Origin of the sequence: Paenibacillus etheri (assembly GCF_001012825.1) — a bacterium.
Lineage (GTDB): Bacteria > Bacillota > Bacilli > Paenibacillales > Paenibacillaceae > Paenibacillus_AQ > Paenibacillus_AQ etheri.
The window spans coordinates 544,806-563,640 of sequence record NZ_LCZJ02000037.1 but is presented as its reverse complement, the minus strand read 5'-3'; the positions used below and the strand labels follow the sequence as shown (position 1 = coordinate 563,640).

The 18,835-nt window shown below is 46.6% G+C and carries 16 protein-coding genes and 2 pseudogenes; 12 read left to right on the top strand and 6 right to left on the bottom strand.

Translation table 11 applies throughout. The annotated features are described in order from the left end of the window. Positions 1 to 31 precede the first annotated feature (31 nt). The 5 genes from UQ64_RS26025 (at position 32) to UQ64_RS30440 (ending at position 6,357) form a co-directional block, all read left to right on the top strand. Positions 32 to 1,426, top strand: a complete 1,395-nt coding sequence (locus tag UQ64_RS26025) for a cytochrome ubiquinol oxidase subunit I (protein ID WP_060626276.1) — start codon at positions 32 to 34, stop codon at positions 1,424 to 1,426. Beyond that, on the top strand, positions 1,423 to 2,439 hold the full coding sequence (gene cydB, locus UQ64_RS26020) for a cytochrome d ubiquinol oxidase subunit II (protein WP_060626274.1): 1,017 nt from the start codon (positions 1,423 to 1,425) through the stop codon (positions 2,437 to 2,439). The genes UQ64_RS26025 and cydB overlap by 4 nt, the downstream gene beginning before the upstream one ends. Beyond that, the gene (cydD, locus tag UQ64_RS26015) at positions 2,439 to 4,205 is read left to right on the top strand and encodes a thiol reductant ABC exporter subunit CydD (RefSeq protein ID WP_060626272.1); all 1,767 of its coding nucleotides are present in this window, start codon (positions 2,439 to 2,441) and stop codon (positions 4,203 to 4,205) included. The genes cydB and cydD overlap by 1 nt, the downstream gene beginning before the upstream one ends. Continuing rightward, positions 4,202 to 5,959, top strand: coding sequence for a thiol reductant ABC exporter subunit CydC (gene cydC, locus UQ64_RS26010; protein WP_060626270.1), 1,758 nt, complete (start codon positions 4,202 to 4,204; stop codon positions 5,957 to 5,959). Before cydD ends, cydC begins: the two co-directional genes overlap by 4 nt. 230 nt (positions 5,960 to 6,189) lie before the next feature. After that, complete coding sequence (locus UQ64_RS30440; RefSeq protein ID WP_076120603.1) at positions 6,190 to 6,357, top strand: CxxH/CxxC protein; 168 nt, start codon at positions 6,190 to 6,192, stop codon at positions 6,355 to 6,357. Between the two features lie 95 nt (positions 6,358 to 6,452). On the opposite strand, the gene UQ64_RS26005 is transcribed toward UQ64_RS30440, so the two are convergent. Then, positions 6,453 to 7,865 carry an MFS transporter gene (locus UQ64_RS26005; protein ID WP_060626268.1) on the bottom strand — a complete coding sequence of 471 codons (1,413 nt, stop codon included), beginning with the start codon at positions 7,863 to 7,865 and terminating at the stop codon, positions 6,453 to 6,455. Positions 7,866 to 7,999: 134 nt separating this feature from the next. On the opposite strand from UQ64_RS26005, the gene UQ64_RS26000 reads away from it, so the two are divergent. Beyond that, positions 8,000 to 8,350 (top strand): ArsR/SmtB family transcription factor, encoded by a 351-nt coding sequence (locus UQ64_RS26000; RefSeq protein WP_060626266.1) that lies wholly within the window; start codon positions 8,000 to 8,002, stop codon positions 8,348 to 8,350. Between the two features lie 131 nt (positions 8,351 to 8,481). After that, the gene (rlmH, locus tag UQ64_RS25995; RefSeq protein WP_042131690.1) at positions 8,482 to 8,961 is read left to right on the top strand and encodes a 23S rRNA (pseudouridine(1915)-N(3))-methyltransferase RlmH; all 480 of its coding nucleotides are present in this window, start codon (positions 8,482 to 8,484) and stop codon (positions 8,959 to 8,961) included. A gap of 227 nt (positions 8,962 to 9,188) precedes the next feature. Here rlmH and UQ64_RS25990 read toward each other — a convergent pair whose 3' ends face one another. Next, a complete protein-coding gene (locus UQ64_RS25990) occupies positions 9,189 to 9,620 on the bottom strand; it encodes a MarR family winged helix-turn-helix transcriptional regulator (RefSeq protein WP_060626264.1) in 432 nt (143 codons plus the stop codon). 185 nt (positions 9,621 to 9,805) lie between these two features. Between UQ64_RS25990 and UQ64_RS25985 the strand changes: the two genes are divergently transcribed. The 4 genes from UQ64_RS25985 (at position 9,806) to UQ64_RS25970 (ending at position 14,878) form a co-directional block, all read left to right on the top strand. Beyond that, complete coding sequence (locus tag UQ64_RS25985; protein WP_060626262.1) at positions 9,806 to 11,089, top strand: amidohydrolase family protein; 1,284 nt, start codon at positions 9,806 to 9,808, stop codon at positions 11,087 to 11,089. A gap of 4 nt (positions 11,090 to 11,093) precedes the next feature. Continuing rightward, on the top strand, positions 11,094 to 12,542 hold the full coding sequence (locus tag UQ64_RS25980; RefSeq protein WP_156417675.1) for an MDR family MFS transporter: 1,449 nt from the start codon (positions 11,094 to 11,096) through the stop codon (positions 12,540 to 12,542). Positions 12,543 to 12,861: 319 nt separating this feature from the next. Further along, positions 12,862 to 13,491, top strand: a complete 630-nt coding sequence (locus UQ64_RS31120) for an S-layer homology domain-containing protein (protein ID WP_060626260.1) — start codon at positions 12,862 to 12,864, stop codon at positions 13,489 to 13,491. Further along, positions 13,472 to 14,878, top strand: a complete 1,407-nt coding sequence (locus tag UQ64_RS25970) for a DUF1833 family protein (RefSeq protein WP_245238239.1) — start codon at positions 13,472 to 13,474, stop codon at positions 14,876 to 14,878. The genes UQ64_RS31120 and UQ64_RS25970 overlap by 20 nt, the downstream gene beginning before the upstream one ends. A gap of 145 nt (positions 14,879 to 15,023) precedes the next feature. Here UQ64_RS25970 and UQ64_RS25965 read toward each other — a convergent pair whose 3' ends face one another. The 4 genes and pseudogenes from UQ64_RS25965 to UQ64_RS33020 all read right to left on the bottom strand — a co-directional run. Further along, the gene (locus UQ64_RS25965; RefSeq protein ID WP_060626257.1) at positions 15,024 to 16,439 is read right to left on the bottom strand and encodes a HAMP domain-containing sensor histidine kinase; all 1,416 of its coding nucleotides are present in this window, start codon (positions 16,437 to 16,439) and stop codon (positions 15,024 to 15,026) included. After that, positions 16,436 to 16,789 (bottom strand): winged helix-turn-helix domain-containing protein, encoded by a 354-nt coding sequence (locus UQ64_RS33030; RefSeq protein WP_425339622.1) that lies wholly within the window; start codon positions 16,787 to 16,789, stop codon positions 16,436 to 16,438. The genes UQ64_RS25965 and UQ64_RS33030 overlap by 4 nt, the downstream gene beginning before the upstream one ends. Beyond that, positions 16,762 to 16,867, bottom strand: a pseudogene (locus UQ64_RS33025) (DNA-binding response regulator); the annotation flags it as partial. The gene UQ64_RS33030 and the pseudogene UQ64_RS33025, both read right to left, overlap by 28 nt. Then, positions 16,844 to 17,071 (bottom strand): annotated as a pseudogene (locus tag UQ64_RS33020) (response regulator); the annotation flags it as partial. The pseudogenes UQ64_RS33020 and UQ64_RS33025, both read right to left, overlap by 24 nt. A gap of 416 nt (positions 17,072 to 17,487) precedes the next feature. On the opposite strand from UQ64_RS33020, the gene UQ64_RS25955 reads away from it, so the two are divergent. After that, entirely contained in the window at positions 17,488 to 18,708 is a 1,221-nt protein-coding gene (locus tag UQ64_RS25955; protein ID WP_060626255.1) for a hypothetical protein, read from the top strand. The last annotated feature ends 127 nt before the right edge of the window (positions 18,709 to 18,835 follow it).

Sequence of the window (18,835 nt, the reverse complement as noted above, 5' to 3'; positions counted from 1 at the left end):
TTAACGAAAAGGGGAGAAGGAAGGGAAAAATATGGATACAGTAATGCTGTCGCGTATACAATTTGCGTCGACGACAATATTCCACTATTTCTTTGTACCGGTATCAATCGGACTAGCGCTCTTGATTGCGATCATGGAGACAATGTACGTTAGAAAAGGAAATGAAGAGTACAAAAGAATGGCGCAGTTTTGGGGAAAGCTGTTTCTCATCAACTTTGCAGTAGGGGTAGTTACAGGGATTTTGCAGGAATTTCAGTTCGGGATGAACTGGTCTGATTATTCACGTTTTGTGGGTGATGTCTTCGGGGCTCCGCTTGCAGTTGAAGCATTGGCAGCCTTTTTTCTGGAGTCTACTTTTATTGGAATTTGGATATTTGGCTGGGACAAAGTGTCTAAGAGAGTGCACTTGATGTCCATCTGGCTGGTAGCATTCGGTACGATGTTATCCGCTTTCTGGATTCTAGCAGCGAACTCCTTTATGCAGCATCCTGTGGGATTTGCGATAAATAATGGACGTGCAGAAATGAATGATTTCTTCGCGCTCATTACGAACGGACAATTGCTGGTTGAATTCCCGCACACGGTTCTTGCTGCTTATGCAACAGGTGCCTTCCTCGTAACAGGTATTAGTGCGTATAAGATATTGAAGAAACAAGATGTATCTTTCTTTAAGAAATCTTTTCAAATTGCAGCGATCGTAGGTATCATTTCTTCTATTGGTGTAGCCGTGGCAGGCCATGCGCAAGCACAGTATTTGGTTGAGACTCAACCTATGAAGATGGCGGCTTCCGAAGGACTGTGGGGTAAGAGTGGTGACCCGGCACCTTGGACCGTATGGGCAAACATTGATCCTGAGAAGCAAGAAAGTACTGGGGAATTTCAAATTCCTTATATGCTGAGCTTCCTTTCATACAGTAAATTTTCCGGTGAAGTTAAAGGTATGCTTGAGCTGCAAGCTGAGTACGAGCAAAGCTATGGCCCTGGTGACTATATCCCGCCAGTACGTACGACATTCTGGAGTTTCCGGATCATGGTTCTAGCAGGAACGTTAATGATCGTAATGGGTATGTACGCAATGTATTTAATGTGGCGTAAGAAGATGGACCGTCCAAACACTTGGTTTATGCGGTTTATGTTATGGGGAATACTGCTTCCTCCAATCGCAAATACAGCGGGCTGGGTCATGACCGAATTCGGGCGTCAGCCATGGACGGTATTCGGACTGATGACAACGGAAGACAGTGTGTCGCCTAATATTACGAGTGGTCAGGTTCTATTCTCTGTTATTTCTTTTACAACGATTTACGCAATTCTTGGATTAGTACTGATTGGTTTGTTTATGAAAGTCATTAAAAAAGGTCCTTATGCGATGGATAACGATCACGGGGATTCGCATGATCCATATAACGAGGAGGGCGCCCAATGATTTCTCTTAATGAATTGTGGTTTGTGCTCATTGCAGTTCTGTTTATAGGGTTCTTCTTCCTGGAGGGTTTTGATTTCGGCGTAGGGATGGAAACACAAATACTCGCTAAGAATGATACTGAGCGCCGGATTCTGATTAACTCGATCGGACCCTTCTGGGATGGAAATGAGGTATGGCTAATTACTGCCGCGGGTGCAATGTTTGCGGCTTTCCCTGAGTGGTATGCAACGTTATTTAGCGGATTTTACATTCCCTTTGTCTTTGCTTTATTAGCTTTGATTGCACGTGGTGTTGCTTTTGAATTTAGAGGTAAACGGGATTCCGTAGCTTGGAAAAAAACTTGGGATGTTTGTATCTTTTTCGGCAGCTTCCTCCCACCTTTCCTCCTTGCTGTGGTGTTCGCCAGCTTCATCAAAGGTTTGCCGATTGATGGGGATATGCAAATGTACGCAGGTTTTACAGATATCGTAAATGTGTATACCGTAGTAGCTGGTGTGACTGTTGTTCTTCTTTGTTTGGTGCATGGACTAATGTTCACTACCCTGCGTACAGTGGGTGATCTACAGGCTCGCGCTCGAAAAATGGCGCAAAGATTGCTTTTGCCACTTGGGGCTCTATTGCTTGCTTTCGTGGTAATGACTTATTATATGACTGATATTTTCGAACAACGTGGTTTAGTTCTTATGATTATAGTAGCGTTGGGAATTATCGCGTTCATATTATCGGGTTTTTTCATGACGAAGAAGAAGGATGGCTACGCTTTTGGAATGACAGGAGCGGTAATAGCATTGTCCGTAACTTCTATCTTTGTAGGATTGTTCCCACGTGTTATGATTAGTTCAATCGATCAAGCCTTTAATTTGACAATTACCAATGCGGCTTCGGGACATTACTCTTTAAAGGTAATGACGATTGTGGCACTGACCATCCTTCCATTCGTATTGGGATATCAAATTTGGAGTTACTTTGTCTTTCATAAACGCGTTCACGAGAAGGAGCATCTTGAATACTAATGGATAAAAATTTGCTTGGGTATAAAGGAGTTAAGCCGGTATTTCTGATCGTTGGCCTCCTTACCCTGGTGCAAAGCATGTCCATACTTCTGCTGGCCAAATGGCTGGCAGAAGTCATCTCTGCGCTATTTGCGGGAGAACCTCTGAAGGAACAATGGGCTACTTCGCTATTGTTCCTTCTTGCATTTCTAGTGCGCCATGCTTGCGCCATGCTGATGAGCCGTATCTCTTACCGCTTTGCGGAAGCAACGGGCAGCAACATGCGGAGGGAAATGATGGATAAGCTCTTCCAGCTTGGACCCAGAATGGTGGGCGGGCGTGGAACCGGGGATCTTGTCACACTAGTGTTGGAAGGCGTTACAAAGTTCCGCACATATTTAGAAGCGATTATCCCTAGAATGGTAGGGATGTCAATTACACCGATTTTGGTGCTTATTTATATCTACAAGATGGATACCGCGAGTGGGATAATTCTAACGATCACCATGCCGATTATTATTGTTTTTATGATCTTGATCGGGATGACGGCTCGCAAGCAGATGGACCGTCAGCTGAAATCTTATCGCACCTTATCTAATCATTTCGTAGACTCCCTCCGTGGGCTAGAAACGCTGAAATTTCTGGGCCGCAGTCGTAGTCATAGCACGAGTATTGCCACCGTCAGCGATCGGTATCGCTCGGCGACGATGCGTACACTGCGAGTGGCCTTTTTGTCTTCGTTTGCGCTGGACTTCTTTACGATGTTATCAGTTGCTTCCGTAGCGGTAAGTCTCGGCCTGCGTCTGGTCAACGATCAGATGACACTGGTTACAGGCTTAACCATTTTGATCTTGGCACCGGAATATTTCTTGCCTGTTAGATTGGTGGGTTCAGATTTCCATGCTACTCTCGATGGGAAGGAAGCTGCTGAGGCAATGAAGAGCATTATAGATCAGGATGAAGTGAAAGCTGAAGTAGTAGGTTCTAATGGTAATCAAGCGGTGGAATCAGCATCGAAAACAGCAGAAGAGATATTCACTTGGCATGAAAAAAGTGTACTTACATTAAATGATGTTAGTGTGAAATATGAGGAAGCCGGTCTTTCTTCGCTGGAAGCGGTGAACCTGCAATTTAAAGGGGCCAGCAAAATTGGGATTATCGGAGAGAGTGGAGCCGGTAAATCTACACTAGTCGATATATTGGGTGGTTTCTTACACCCTACTTCGGGGAATATCACAATTAACGGTACAACGGTTAGTGCATTAACGGATGAGGCTTGGCGTAAACAGACTTCGTATATCCCGCAGCGCCCTTATATTTTTAGCGGTACGTTAGCAGATAATATTCGCTTCTATTACCCTGAGGCTTCTATGGAAGCTGTGGCTGCAGCCGTGAAAGCTACTGGATTATCGGAGCTAGTGGCAACTCTTCCGAATGGCCTAGATGAGATGATCGGCGGCGGCGGTCGTTCGTTCAGTGGTGGGCAGGAGCAGAGGGTTGCGCTGGCTCGAGCTTTACTCAGCAGTCGTCCGATTATGTTGTTAGATGAGCCAACGGCACATCTGGATATTGAGACGGAATATGAGCTGAAGGAGACGATGGTGCCTCTTTTTGAAGGAAAGCTGGTCTTTCTGGCTACACATCGCCTGCACTGGATGCTCGATATGGACATTATTGTAGTAATGAAACAAGGAAAAGTGGCAGAAATCGGTACCCATCAGGAGTTGCTTGCCCGCAAGGGTGCGTATTATGAGTTGATTGGGTCGCAATTGGAGGGAATCCATTGAAACGTGAAGGATGGTTTGCTCCGTATGTATCTTCGTATTTTTGGCGTTTTGTACTAATTATTGTGCTTGGGGCGTTGACGATTTTTACAGCCTCATCATTAATGTATACTTCAGGATTTCTGATCTCAAAAGCGTCTACACCCGTCGAAAATATTCTAATGATTTATGTACCGATTGTAGGTGTGCGTACGTTCGGAACGAGTCGGGCTGTCATTCATTATGTAGAACGTTTAGTTGGGCATGACACGATTTTGCGAATTCTATCTAAGATGCGTGTGCGTTTGTACAATATTTTGGAGCCTCAAGCCTTGTTCCTATCGTCCCGCTTCCGCACGGGGGATATTCTCGGGATGCTTGCGGATGACATTGAATATTTGCAAAATGTATATCTGCGCACCGTTTTTCCAAGCATCATTGCTTTGTTGATTTATGGAGCAGCTGTGATTGCACTGGGCACTTTTGATATCGCTTTTGCGCTATTGATGGCTCTGTATATATTGGTGTTAGTAGTGGTGTTGCCGTTCTTATCTCTATTGTTCACACAGAAGCGCCAACGTGAAGTGAAAGTAGAGCGTAATCGTCTCTATCAAAAGCTGACTGACGCCGTACTTGGTATGGGTGACTGGGTCATTAGTGGACGACAAAGCCAGTTCGTAGACACTTATGAAGCAGATGAGAGAAAAGTAGCCAAGACCGATGCAGCGCTGCGCAGCTGGGCACGTCTTCGTACGTTCATTGGGCAAACGGTAATTGGGATTGGCGTGCTTTCTATGCTATATTGGGCCGCTGGAGAGTTTGCAGATGGTGCTATTGCGGGTACATTGATTGCGGCATTCGTATTGGTTGTTTTTCCTGTAGCAGATGCCTTTCTGCCAGTGTCTGAAGCGGTGGAGAAAATCCCGCAGTACCGTAACTCGCTGGAGCGTTTGTCTGGTGTAGACGGAACTAAGCAGAATATCGTGTCTGAAAAAGCATCTATATCTGTAGTCGATGCTCTACCTCAGGCCATGCAGAGTGCTCACATCAAGCTCGAAAATGTAGGTTACCACTATGGGTCAGAAGCTAACTGGTCGGTTCGCGATCTCAGCCTCGATATTCCACAAGGTAAAAAGATTGCGATTATCGGCCGAAGTGGTGCGGGTAAATCGACGTTATTAAAGGCTATTCAAGGTGTTATTGAGCCTTCTGACGGCTCGGCTACGATTAATGGTATCGCTGCAGATGCCTATGGCGAGCATATTCCTTCTATTATAGCGGTGTTAAATCAGAGCCCACACTTATTCGACACTACGGTAGCCAACAATATTCGTATGGGTGATCCGAAGGCTTCCGAACAAGCCATTAAAGAAGCTGGCGCCTTAGCCAAAATGGATACGTTGATCTCCTCGTTGCCAGATGGCTATGATACCTTTGTCCGTGAAGCGGGGCAACGTTTCTCCGGTGGAGAGCGTCAGCGGATAGCGTTAGCTCGTATTTTGCTGCAAAATACACCTGTTGTCATACTCGACGAACCGACTGTAGGGTTAGATCCGCGGACGGAACGTGATCTTTTGAAGACAATGTTCGAAGCCATGAAGGGTAAGTCACTAATTTGGGTAACGCATCATTTGGTCGGTGCGGAGCAGATGGATGAAGTGATTTTTATGGAAAATGGCTCGGTAGAAATGCGTGGAACCCATGCGGAGCTGATGAAAAAAGAACCGCGTTACCGCAGATTATATGAGCTGGATCGTCCGGTGGAGTTTCTAGGGTAGGATGGAGAGTTTGGAGATAATATTTATAGAAAATAGAGAGAGATGAGTGAAGAGATTCCTTTTGCCCTTCGGGGTGGGAGGAATCTTTTTTTGATGTAAGGCAAGAATATAAACAATGGATGAATAGATCGCTGGAATGGACAGATAGGAGTTCCTTTTTCGTGGGAAGTATGGTAGAACAATAGAAGGAGTATTAGGCCGTAGCGGCACAGAAAGGGATGCTTGGTTGAATGTATGTAGTATGTAAAGAACATGTAGAATTAGCTATTGATTTATTTGTGGACGAGTATGAAGATGCACCAGATGTAGTGGATTTGAAGGAAACGGAATTCTCTGACTGGGACCCGCCGGCAAAGTGCACCCAATGTGAGAAGAACGCTGAATATTTGGTGGTCTAAAGGACCGTTAAGACCTATAAAAAAACACCTTGCAGTCCCGGAAATGGGCAGCAGGGTGTTTTTGCATGGAATAATATATCGGGGGCTCATTAATCTTATGCATCTGCTGCGTCCGCCATGCTGGTCAGTGAGCTACCTCGGTTGTTCCGGCGGTAGATAATAGCTGAGATGATGGCAAGCATTGCAGCAATAGAGAGTCCCCAGTAGATGTTCGAGTAGGCTGCCCAGAGCGGCAGCCCACGCTTCCATTCCAGTGTGCTTGCAGCCATAGCAACGCTGAAGGCCCCGCTAAAGAATTGCAGCAGCTGGAACAACCCCATTCCAGAGCCGATTTGCGAGGAAGGCAGAATCCGCGAGATTTCATTGGATACACTACTAGACAATGTAGTGAAGGCAAGACTCATGATCATATAGATAAGCATAACGGCAATCCAGGATCGTCCAGCAAAAAAAGCGAATAGGACGGTAGCAGTCAGCACAAGCAGTGGAGCGAAGCGCAATATCCCCGCATTGCCATAACGGTCGATGATTCGTCCGACGGAACGGGAAACGAAAATGGCGAGCAGCGATCCCGGAAAGATCACAAGCCCGGCATGACTTGCACTGAAGCCAAAGCGATGAGTCAAAATCTGCGGCAGCAGGAACAAGGTGGCGAAGCTGCACAGATAGGAGGCGATTCCGATCGCCGCCAGCACGAGATATGAGCGGTTACGGAAAAGCGCGGGCATTACAAATGGGTCGGGCGTGCTGCGGATGCGTCCAACAAATAAAGCAATGGCAACAAGGCCATCCACCAAGGCCATCCACAGCCCACTAGTCAGGAACAGCAGCAGTCCGGTAGTGCCGACGCCCAAGAGCAGCCCACCGAGCACATCGAAGGAGCCGCGGGTGGGTACCTCTTTAGGCAACAGGATGAGGAACAGCGGCACGAGAAGCAAAATAGCTGCCGTTACAGCGAACAACCAGATCCAGCCGAGATATTCGACGATGGCTCCGCCCGCCACCGGACCAAGGCCTAGGCCGAGTGAAACGGCTGACATAATCGTCGCCATCGCTTTGCCGCGACGGGCTTGTGGGACATAGCGGGTAAACAGAACAAGAGATAAGGACATTACTGCGCCCGCGCCCGACGCCTGTAGAATGCGCACGATAAGCAGAAAGATAAAGTTGGTGCTGAAGAAGCCGGCCACAGCTGCAAAGCCTAGCGTCAACAGGCCTATCACCAGCAGGCGGCGGATCGGCAGAAAATCAGAGAGCCGGCTGTACGTGATTGAGGCAATCGAAAACATAATGGAATACCCGGTAACAATCCAAGAAGCGGATGAAGCTGTAATGCCGAAGGCTTCGGTTACATCAGGCAGTGCCAGATTGAACATGGCTGTATTCATGATGACGAGAACCACAGCGATACTGAACAGCAGAGTCAGCAGGCCTTCCCGTGGAAGAGTCGCTTCCGGAGCGGAGGCTTCATGATCCGCATTCGTGGAAAGGTTATTTACAGAAGTCATGTGCGAAGCACTCCTTTTATTATTGTTTAATAGTTCGATTACTTACGAACAATTGAAATATAGCATGCGTTGATATAAAATGCAATTAGGTAATTTTTTTCGCATTAAAAGTAGGACAAAGGGGATAATCATCCATGAAAATACTATTTCATCCGGACCGCAAGGACATTCAGCTTGCTTCCGTATTGTATGCGCTCAGCGATCCGATTCGCCTCCATATCGTATCGGATATTCATAGAAATGGAGAACAGGCTTGCAACGGCTTCAACGTTCCGATCGCCAAATCCACTATGTCTCACCATGCCCGTACGCTACGCGAGTCAGGGGTTGTGTTTACGCGGGTGCAAGGAACACAGCGTATACTGTCGCTGCGGACGGAGGATCTTAACGCACGTTTCCCAGGTTTGCTGGATTCTATATTGAGTGCTTATGAAGCTGGCGAAAAGCCGGATTTTGCGATGGAGGAGCGGGAGGAGAGTAAGTAGGGGATGGATTGTCTGAAGAATAGGACATTTAAGGAATGCGAAAGATTAGGAAGGTACTTATTAAAACTACAAGGGACGCCCAGTGCGCGTCCTTTTGCTATTTCAATAGAGGACTATAACAGGAGGCACTTATGCTTATTCAAATTATTGGCGTAGGAAAATTGAAGGAAAAGTACTTGATTAATGGCATCGCGGAGTATGCTAAACGGCTGACACCGTACCTGAAATTTCAGGTGATTGAGGTGGCAGATGAAAAAGCACCCGACTCTCTAAGCGAAGCAGAGGTCGGTATTGTTAAGGCGCGCGAGGGGGAACGCATCCTCGCGCACATAAAGAGCGAGGCGCATGTCATTGCGCTCGCGATTGACGGCAAGCTGTGGAGCTCGGAAGAGCTTGCCGCAGAAATTGACCGGCTCGGCACCTACGGGACGAGCCATGTCGTGTTCGTCATCGGAGGGAGCCACGGGCTCTCCGACGAGGTTATGCGCCGTGCGCAGCAGCGCATGAGCTTCGGGCGCATGACGCTGCCCCATCAGCTCATGCGCCTGGTGCTGGTGGAGCAGATTTATCGCGCGGTGAAGATAAATCGGGGGGAACCGTATCATAAGTAGGGCGAAATACCCGTTATATTTCATGCCGGGAGGAACAGACTAGAGAAATATTAGAACAGCTTGCCTCACGAGGGGGGACCCCCTTGGCGATTCCTTTCGTGAGGCCATTTTGAGATTGGTCGGTCGGACTTCCTGATGATTGTCAGTGCGATGCTTAGCAATAAGCAGATAGAATGTTTTAGAACTCTTCCCGGCTGTTCCATCCAGCCTGCATAAATTGCGGGATTTTACATGGTTGCCTTTACCTTAATTAGTAATTTCTTGAAGGAATCACTTTCTGCTTCGGTAAGGCCTTGGATAATACTCTTTTCGACTTCCATGAATATTGTATTGAATTCTTCAACGAGGTCGCTCCCTTTTTTCAATAAGTATATTTTTTTCTGCCGCTCATTATCTTCCGGAATCACCCGCTTAATGTATCCCTTTTTCTCCAGCCCTTGAAGCATACTGGTGATGGTGGCTCCCTTCCGGTCGAAATGTTCGGCTAAATCCTTCTGTATCACCCCTTTGTCTTGATGTTCAAAAATGTAGCCCATCATTTGCCCCTGCTGAGCGTTTAGTCCCAGTTCCGACAATCGAGTGTTCGCCAAGCTTCTAATCTTCATTCCAATGGATCGGATCAAATCTGAATAGGGGGTAAGCGAATCATGTTCTGTCATATTGCATACAGTTCCCTTTCTATACTTAGAATTCTAACTATAAGAAAATCATAATGTCCTTTCGTCTAACTGTCAAATGCATAATATTAGTATTCTATCAGATTATACATTGACAATTAGAACTCTAACTATTATAGTTCAAACTATAAAGATTAAATTCATATTCATAACTGGAGGGAAACGCAATGATTACTGCAATTACCAATGCAAGAATTTTTGACGGCGAGAAAGTGATTGAAGCCGAAACGGTCCTGATCGAAGGTGAAAAGATCATATCGGTGGGTGGTGAAATACCGGAAGATGCGATCATTATCGATGCTGAAGGAGGGACCTTGCTTCCTGGTCTGATCGATGCGCACGTTCATACTTCCGTAGATGGCCTGCGGGACGCTCTACAATTCGGAGTTACGACGGAACTGGAAATGATGGGTGGGTTCACGAAAAATGGCCGCGAGTCACAATTGAAAGGGATCGAGGATATTGCCGACGTACGATCTGCAGGGATGGGGGTCACACCTCCCGGTGGGCATCCTGATGAACTCATGCCTGGGGATGGGGAAATTCCGGATTTTGTACTGAAGGAGTTGGAGGAGAAGATGAGCGAGGAAGATCGAAATGCCCTGCTGGCCGCTCATGCACATGATCATGGGGAGGCTCCTGCAGTATCGACCCGGGACGAAGCTATAGCATTCGTGGGTGAACAAGTTAGAGACGGAGCCGACTATATCAAGATTATGATCGAAGAAGGGACAGTATTAGCAGCGCCTGGACTGCCTGTCTTAAGCCAGGACATTCTGAGAGCGGCTGTAGAGGAAGCGCATCGTCATCACAAGATTGCGATTGCCCATGTATTGACTGCGGAATCCTCCCGGCAAGCAATAGAAGTCGGAGTCGAGGGACTCGCTCACATATTCATCGACCGCCCTGAAACGACTCCGGATCTGGTGAGAATGATTGCGGAGGCTGGCGCCTTTGTTACGCCATGTCTCGTCTTGAACTCCTCGATTATCGGTAAACCCGCATCGGAAATGGCGCGAGATCCACGTGTGAGTTCCAAGCTTAGTCCGGAATGGATCGATACTCTGAATGCCAGCTTCAATACCTACCCGCAAGGCAGTATGGAAGACAACTATCGGAACGTGATGGACCTTCACCACGCAGGTGTAGACATTCTTGTGGGTACAGATGTCTCTGTCCCGGTTCCAACGCTAGGCGGGCTTGCCCATGGAGTTAGCGTACACCACGAGATGCAGCTATTGGTGGAAGCGGGATTGACACCTGTAGAAGCCCTTCAGTCAGCAACTTCGAAGACGGCTCGCCGCTTCGACCTGGATGACCGCGGACGTATTGTGGAAGGGGCAAGAGCTGACTTGGTGTTGGTTGACGGCGACCCGACGACCCATATTTCGGATACGTTATCGATCCGTGAAGTATGGCAGCGCGGTATTCAAAAAATGGCGAAGGTCTGAAATCATGATGGCACAATTCCAGAACGCACAAGCTGAATTTTCATTGCGAAAGATTTTACCAATATTATTGACTGTCGCTGCTGGCATGTTCCTGGTTATCCTGGATAGTACAGTCATGAACGTGGCTGTACCTAAGCTGGTTCAGTCGTTCGACACCAATCTTGGCACTGTTCAATGGGTGATTACCGCGTATACGTTGGCCATGTCGGCCGTCATTCCGTTGGCGGGTTGGTTCTCGGACCGTTTCTCGGCCAAGCGGGTGTTTATCTCGAGTGTCGTTCTGTTTGTGCTGGCATCCGTACTTTGTTCGTTCGCCCAGACGCCGGAGCAGTTGATTATATTCCGGATCATTCAGGGGCTGGGAGGCGGCATGGTTGCTCCAATCGGAATTGCCACAGTCTTCCGGATTTCACCGCCCGACAAACGAGGCTCCATTATGGGGATTCTCGGAATCCCGATGTTGTTGGCTCCGATTCTTGGTCCTGTGCTATCGGGTTCGTTGATCGAATACATCAATTGGCACTGGATTTTTCTTATTAATATTCCGGTTGGAATGATTGCATTGTTGATGGCCTTAAAATACCTTCCGTCCTCCAATCCGGTGCATGAGATGAAATTGGATGTTCTGGGCGCGTTTCTTGCCCCGATCGCCTTTGCCTCACTTGTATTCGGTGTTCATCAGGCGGGAGCTGAGGGCTTGTTAAACGTGTGGGCGCTTGCCTCCCTTGTTGTTGGGGCTGTTGTTTTACTGATCTTTATTTGGCATGAACTCCGGCAGAAGCAGCCGCTGCTCGAACTGCGGACATTTCGTTCCCCGGCGTTTACGCACGGTATTATCTTGGGCTGGACCAACCAGATTGCCCTCTTCGGAAGCTTGCTGCTGTTCACGCTCTATTTGCAACAAGCCAAGGGACTTTCTCCGCTGGAGGCTGGACTGTACGTTATTCCCCAAGCGATCTTATCGACCATAGGAATTAACGTGGGTGGCAAGTTGTTTGACAAATTTGGCATACGTCCGGTTGCTATTGTTGGGATAACGTCGTTAGCCTGCGCCTTGTTCGCATTGACTCGAATTACCGCAGACACTAGCTCGGTCTATGTCATGTGCAGCTTTGCATTTGTAGGACTCGGCCAAGGATTGACAATGATGCAGATTAACACCCATGTTCTCAAGTCGGCGCCCAAGGAGCTTGTCAGTCGCGTAACGCCGATTACGGCCTCCGCGCAACAAATCATGTCATCATTTGGAATCACGATAACGACCGCTTACCTCACCCGGCAGATCCGGAATTTACCTGTGCAGCACACCATAGAGCATTTGGGGCGCGCATTTGGTCATACCTTCTGGATTACCCTTTGCTTTTCGCTAGTCGCCTTGGTTTTGAGTTTATTTCTTAAAAAGTCCCCGGCGACGAATTCAGATAAACAGGCAGGCATGTCCAGAACGCCATAAGCGAACTACCGTTAGTCTTTGAGGAAAATTTCAAGAGAAAATATGGAGAGGAAACTATAACAGCCAATATTCTTAATTGTTATTATCATAGATTATAAAGAGGAGCCTCGTGAGTAGTGACGAAGCTCTTTTTTATTTTAAAATCTGGGTTCGCGTAGGCACCCTATTTTGGGGGATTTTGATAATTCATTAAGATTTCATTAAGATTCGGCGCTGAGTTCTCATTTAAAATAGTAATTGATAAGGTTTTACGAATTGAAGCATAAGAGGGAACAGAGCATGGGGTATTCTAATTTGGGAAGGTAGGTTGAGTTTGAACATGAGCAAGAAATTATTAACTTGGTTTACGGTGCTGGCAATCGGTTTGACTTCCGCAGTATCGCTTGGCGGCGGTGTGAGTGAGGCGAAGACTTCGGCAGATTTCAGCGATTTAAAGGATTTGGACGCGGCTACGAAGGCAAAGTTCGATGCGATGATTCAAGCGGGTATTTTCGATGGAGTTTCTGAAGGTACTTTCGGTCTAAAAGACGAGATGAATCGCGCTCAATTTGCGAAGGTAGCAGCACTTATTTTTGGTCTTAACGTTAATCAAGATCTCAAGAAGTCTTCTTTCACTGATGTAAAGTCAGATGATCCAGCAAACGGCTTCGCACTACCTTATATTGAAGCGGTGAAGGCAGCTGGAATAACGGACGGCGTAGGCGGCGGAACATTTAACCCTGCAGATACGGTGACTAAAGAGCAATTAGCTACATTTCTCGTTCGAGGTTTAGGTCAGAACGCGCAAGCACAGTCGGCTCCAGGTGTTGACGATAATACCGTTTCCGATTGGGCGAAAGGTTATGTCCAGTTAGCTCTTGAGCAAAAGTTGTTTGGTAACTCTCCAAACGGTACATTTGGCGGTACAGCACAGGCGAGTCGTGGGTTACTTGCTACGGGGGTCCTTTGAAAGCGCTAAACAGTTCGAAGCTGCTAAACCTCTTGAAGTATTGGGGGCAAACTTTGTGGTGGGGAATAAACTTGAGTTGTTGCTGACGGCAGCGATCGATTTAAACTCCATTGATCTGTCCAAGATTACGATTAACGGTGTCCCGCTTGATCCAAAGTTAGTTAGCTTTGTGTTATCCGAAGACAAGAAGACGATCATAATAAAGCTCCATGAAGGTTTTAAACTGGATACCTCTAAGACACCGGTTATCGTAGTAGACGGCTTGAAGACAATATTCGGTAACGAGGTGAACAATGAGAAAAATAAACCATTACCGGTTAAAGTAACGGTTCCAGCGGTGACACCGCCAGTAGTCACGTATACACCATCGCCATCGCCATCAACACCTACGCCAACCCCAGTGCCCGATGTGACGCTGACAATCGATGATGTGAACGGAATAATCACGCAAACGACGGCTTCTTATCTGGTAACAGGATCTGTTACCGGAACTGTGTATTACTCCGTGCTGCCTGCCGATTCCGCAGCTCCCAGTTTGGACGGGATTAAATTAGGAACGAATGCTATCGCGTATGGTTCGGTCAAATTGGAAGGAACGAAGGGGAACTTGGACTTGAGTGGATTAGCAGCGAGTACCTCCTATGTGTTGTATGCTTATGAGCTTGCTAATGATAAGACATCTAAGATCTCTTCTGTACCTTTCCAGACGTTAGCTGAAGAGCAGCTCGTTCCTACAATTATTTTTAACGCATCAGGTACAAGTAGAAGCATGGGAATCAATAGTGATACGATTAATGCAAGTGTGAATTCAGAAGTATCTGACACCCTATATTACATACTTACGGAGTTCAATCCTTCTGATTCCCCAAGCGTTGCCCAGGTCAAATCGGGTCAAGATGTAACAGGAAACCCAGCGCTTCAGTATGGAACTGTCGACATGGACTTACACGGATCCTATATCAGCATCTCTGAGAACTTGCAATCCAACAAGACCTATCGCCTATACGTAGTCGGGTCTAAGGGAATATTGGATAGTGCAGTCGAGGGGTTCACCTTCTATCGAACGGATTCGATCATCGACACGTTTACGAGCGTAGGTACACCTGTCGTGAACAACAATTCGATGACAGTCTCGCCGAATTACAGTGGAAGTGAGTATCATTTCTACTACTTAACAACGGATCAATTTGCAGGTGTGAACCCGCCTTCTGCTGATTATATTGTTCATCAGGGTGGGGTTGGAGTGCATGATTCCGTAAACGGAACGTTTAGTATTCAAGGAACATTTACTCCAAATACCGGATTATATGTGGTTATTGTGGCTTACGATCAAGTGCTAAGCGATGATATCCGCTCGAATGTAGTAACTTACATTCCAATTCCCTGAGTAGAATATTGAATTCGCTGGTATATTTGATTCTAGGCAAAACTAGCGTACAAAATCGTTTATCGAGGGCACCCAATCGGGTGTCCTTTATTTTCGCCTTAAGCGTGATTCGGTGAAGCGTATCGCCAATAGTGGTAAAGCAGCGCTATTGTTCACGCTGATGATTTGGCAGCTGGATTTCGAACATTGTCTTTTCATAAGGGACACTCGTCAAAGTAATTGATCCACCATGGACGGCAATGATTTCTTTAACAATGGATAGTCCAATGCCAAGTCCTTCGCCCTTTCTGTTGCTATCGACACGGTAGAACCGTTCAAAAACATGTTCTTGATCCTGTAAAGGAATACCTCGACCCTTATCGATAACCGTCATGAATATAGCATCATCTTTTTCCGAAAGCCCGATCTCAAGATAATGACCCTCTGATCCGTAACGGATCGCATTGTCGAGCAGGTTTCGCAGTGCACGTTCGATTAGGGATGAATCAATCCGAGCTTCGATATCTTTGTCTGGGATATTTACTTCAACAGTGAAATTTTGCCCCTCTACAAACATCAGGTAGTCTGCAGCAATTTTTCGCAATATTTCAGATAGATTATCCATTGCAACATAGAACTCTAAATTGTCATCATACTGCTGAGTAATATCTAATAATTGATCCAATAGCTTATCCATATAACGAGAGCGCTGCAGCAAAACTTTGGCACTGGCTTGCAGCTCCTTCTCATCCTTATACAATCCAGCGCGAATCGTTTCTGCGTAGCCTAAAATCATCGTTAGTGGGGTGCGTAGATCATGGGAAAGATTAGACAGCAGCAGCTTGCGTCTGTTGTCAAATTGCTTGATTTGTTCGGCTTGATTTTGGATACGGCGAGCCATAGCGTTATAATGCGCAGTGAGTTGGCTGATTTCATCTTTTTTCGTGTCTTCTAGTACAGTGATTTCACTTTGGAGGTTAAGCCGTCCTATAGCATTATTGAGCTTATTGATGCGTCTGTTCATGGAGGAGAGAAACCATAGAGATAATAGATAGGGAATTAAGAAAGCAACAATTAACGGTAACATAAAAATCGACATGACTTTAAAGGTACGCATGTAAAAATAAATTTGGCCTTCTTTCATGGCGTCACTGGACAAACCCATTAGTAGATAATAGGGTTGATCCTCTTGGCTAATAGAAAAAGTAAGCGTAATCGGCTCATCGACCCCCCATAGGTTCTGGGGCATATAAAGCATACGATCTGCAAGCTGCTGAAAATCATAGTTTTTCTTTTCACCGAAGGTATCATAAATCGTCGATCCATCTGCTGCAATCCATTCAAAACGAATATCAGGATGGTTTCTATGAGCATCATCTAGTATTGGCGTTATGTCTGCGGCATGAAACGCTCGATGCTCTTCAATCGTATCGAGGATTTCTTGCGAAATGGTGTTCAGGCTATTTAGATCATAACCCTGATTTCCTATATTCCCAATAACAAGGCTAAGTGGAATAAACAAAAGAATACTGATGATTGCACTAATGAGCATAAGCAGCCAAAGCTTTGTTCGATTTTTCATTGTCCATCTCCTGAGAACTTATAGCCGATTCCACGTATGCTATAAAGGTAATGAGGGGAGCCCACCGTAGGTTCAAGAATGTTTCGCAGTTTGCTTATAAAAACACTTAAATTGTTATCATCAAAGTTTTCATGATTCCACACCTGCTTGTAAATTTCTCTTTTGGTTAAAACACGGTCTGGATTTTGCATGAACAATGCTAAAAGTCTGCATTCTACTGGGGTTACAGTAAATGACTTCCCATCATTTCGCAAAACATAATTGTCGATATCCAGTATTAATTTATTTAAACGCAGAACCTTAGCAGGATAAGAAGATTGAGGGCGATGTCTTCTTAACTGTGCTTGCACGCGAGCAACTAATTCCACCGGGCTAAAGGGCTTAGTGACATAATCATCTGCACCTAATCCGAGCGTCAAGATTTTGTCTTGCACTTCTCGCCTTGCACTAAGGGCAATAACTAATGGCCCAGCATTTGCTTCACGTAAATAGTGCAGCACCTCAAACCCGTTGCCATCATCCATCATAAGGTCCAGTATCATTAGTTCTATGGCCTGTTCCTGTAAGCATTGAATAGCTTGTCGTCCTGAACAAGCTTCTATCACTGATAATTCTGATTGTTCTAAATGCATTCGGATTAACTGCCGGATTTCAGGCTCATCATCTACAATTAAGATCTGATCGATGGTGAATCATTCCTCCCCCTCTAATGATATGAAACCAATCTTGTTTACGATCAAATCATAACAATATTCAATAGAAAAATATATATTTTAAGCTTCGAATTCAATGCTGAAAAAGCTCGAACATCCCCATAACAACTAAAGAGACTTCCATATCTAAATGATCTTCTCCGAGTTTAGTTTTTGAAACGCGAACTTTAGTTCAATTGGCAGTTGATTCAGGTCAAATTGATGTTCTAACATAGGGATGATACCTCTTCTGTGTGGTAGCGTATGATTCCGACACCCTCTAGTAAGATCCAAAGTGCCGAGATGTGGGGACACATAAAGCAGTACGCAGGCATTTAGAAGAAAGGATGATAGAAATGCCAAATGATAACCCAGCTCGTCCACCTGCTGGTTCCATAAAAGAAGTTGGTCGTTATCCCATCGACCTGACAGGTCCTCGCAGTCACACTCTTGTCATTGAGCCCGGCGTGGGCAGCCTCTCCATTGGACCGTCGCATTTGGGGAAGAAGGCAGACCTTCACGTCGCACCTGATGCGCACATCGATTGGACCGTATTTGATGCCTTTGCCACGCCAGCGGGCTCGCCCTGGCCGCGATTTCTACACTACACAGGCAATGAAGTAGGCTTCTTCGACTGGGCACAGAAACGCCCCATTGAAGAGATGGCGTGGGTTCCGATCCTGTCTGCAGACACGATGGCGGACGCCAGCCAGTCTAATTTGCATGGCTTGCATATCGAGCTGGACCAGTCCGGGGGGTGTTTGCGCCTGAAGCTTCCGAAGCGGAAGATCTTTGAATATTTCCGCCTGAGTGTGGCCGGCGATCTATCACGCTTCTCGGCCACTGGCGATATGCCATATTCTCTGACACTTGCGCCACGCACCAGCCGACGCAAGAATGATGTTCCTTTCTTGCTGCCCGACCTGGGTGAGCTGCACCAGGTGACGTGCCTGACGCTCCGAAACGCACCGCTGGGACAGCCCATCTCGCTGGAGTGTCTGAACCGCTTCCCAAACCTTGACTCACTGAGTTTGTCGGGGAACTTCTGCGACGTGGACTTGTTGGCCCGTCATGCCCGGTTAACGAATCTGGAGCTGCGCTTCATGCCTGATCTGGGTGACTTTCCGCCCTTGAACGCGTGGCCGTTGCTTGATAGATTTATCGCCTACAACGTGGAAGAGATCGTGGGCAAACGCCTAAAGCAGCAAATGAAAACACGCGCCAACACCCGTCCGTGGACCAGCCATGCTTCAGTGAGCCAATTGCGAAAGCCTGAGTGGTGGACGAGCGAGTTCGGCCGTCCATTCTCGTCTTGGCCTAAACGTCTGGCCAAGCTGGCTAACGAAGCTTACAACGTTGCAGAGGCAACCTTGGCCCAGGCCCGCAGTTTTGCCGATGCCGAGGCAGCCGTTACCGCCTTCATCTTGCGCTTCAATACTCTCAAAGGCATCGAAACCACTGAACGAGAAGACCTTGGTGAAGCAGTATGGCAACTAAGCCAGTCTGACCACCTGATCGGCCAGCCTATAACAGAAGAGATGGCTCAACGCTGGTTCGATGCAGCGCGCGATTACTGAATGAAGTGAGAATGATGGAGAAAAACTTATGGGATTCCCTGTGTCTCGCAATGAATTAATGGATTTAGTTCTCATAAAATGAAATAAGAATTCATAAGAACATCAACGAAGGAACATGCCGCAGCTA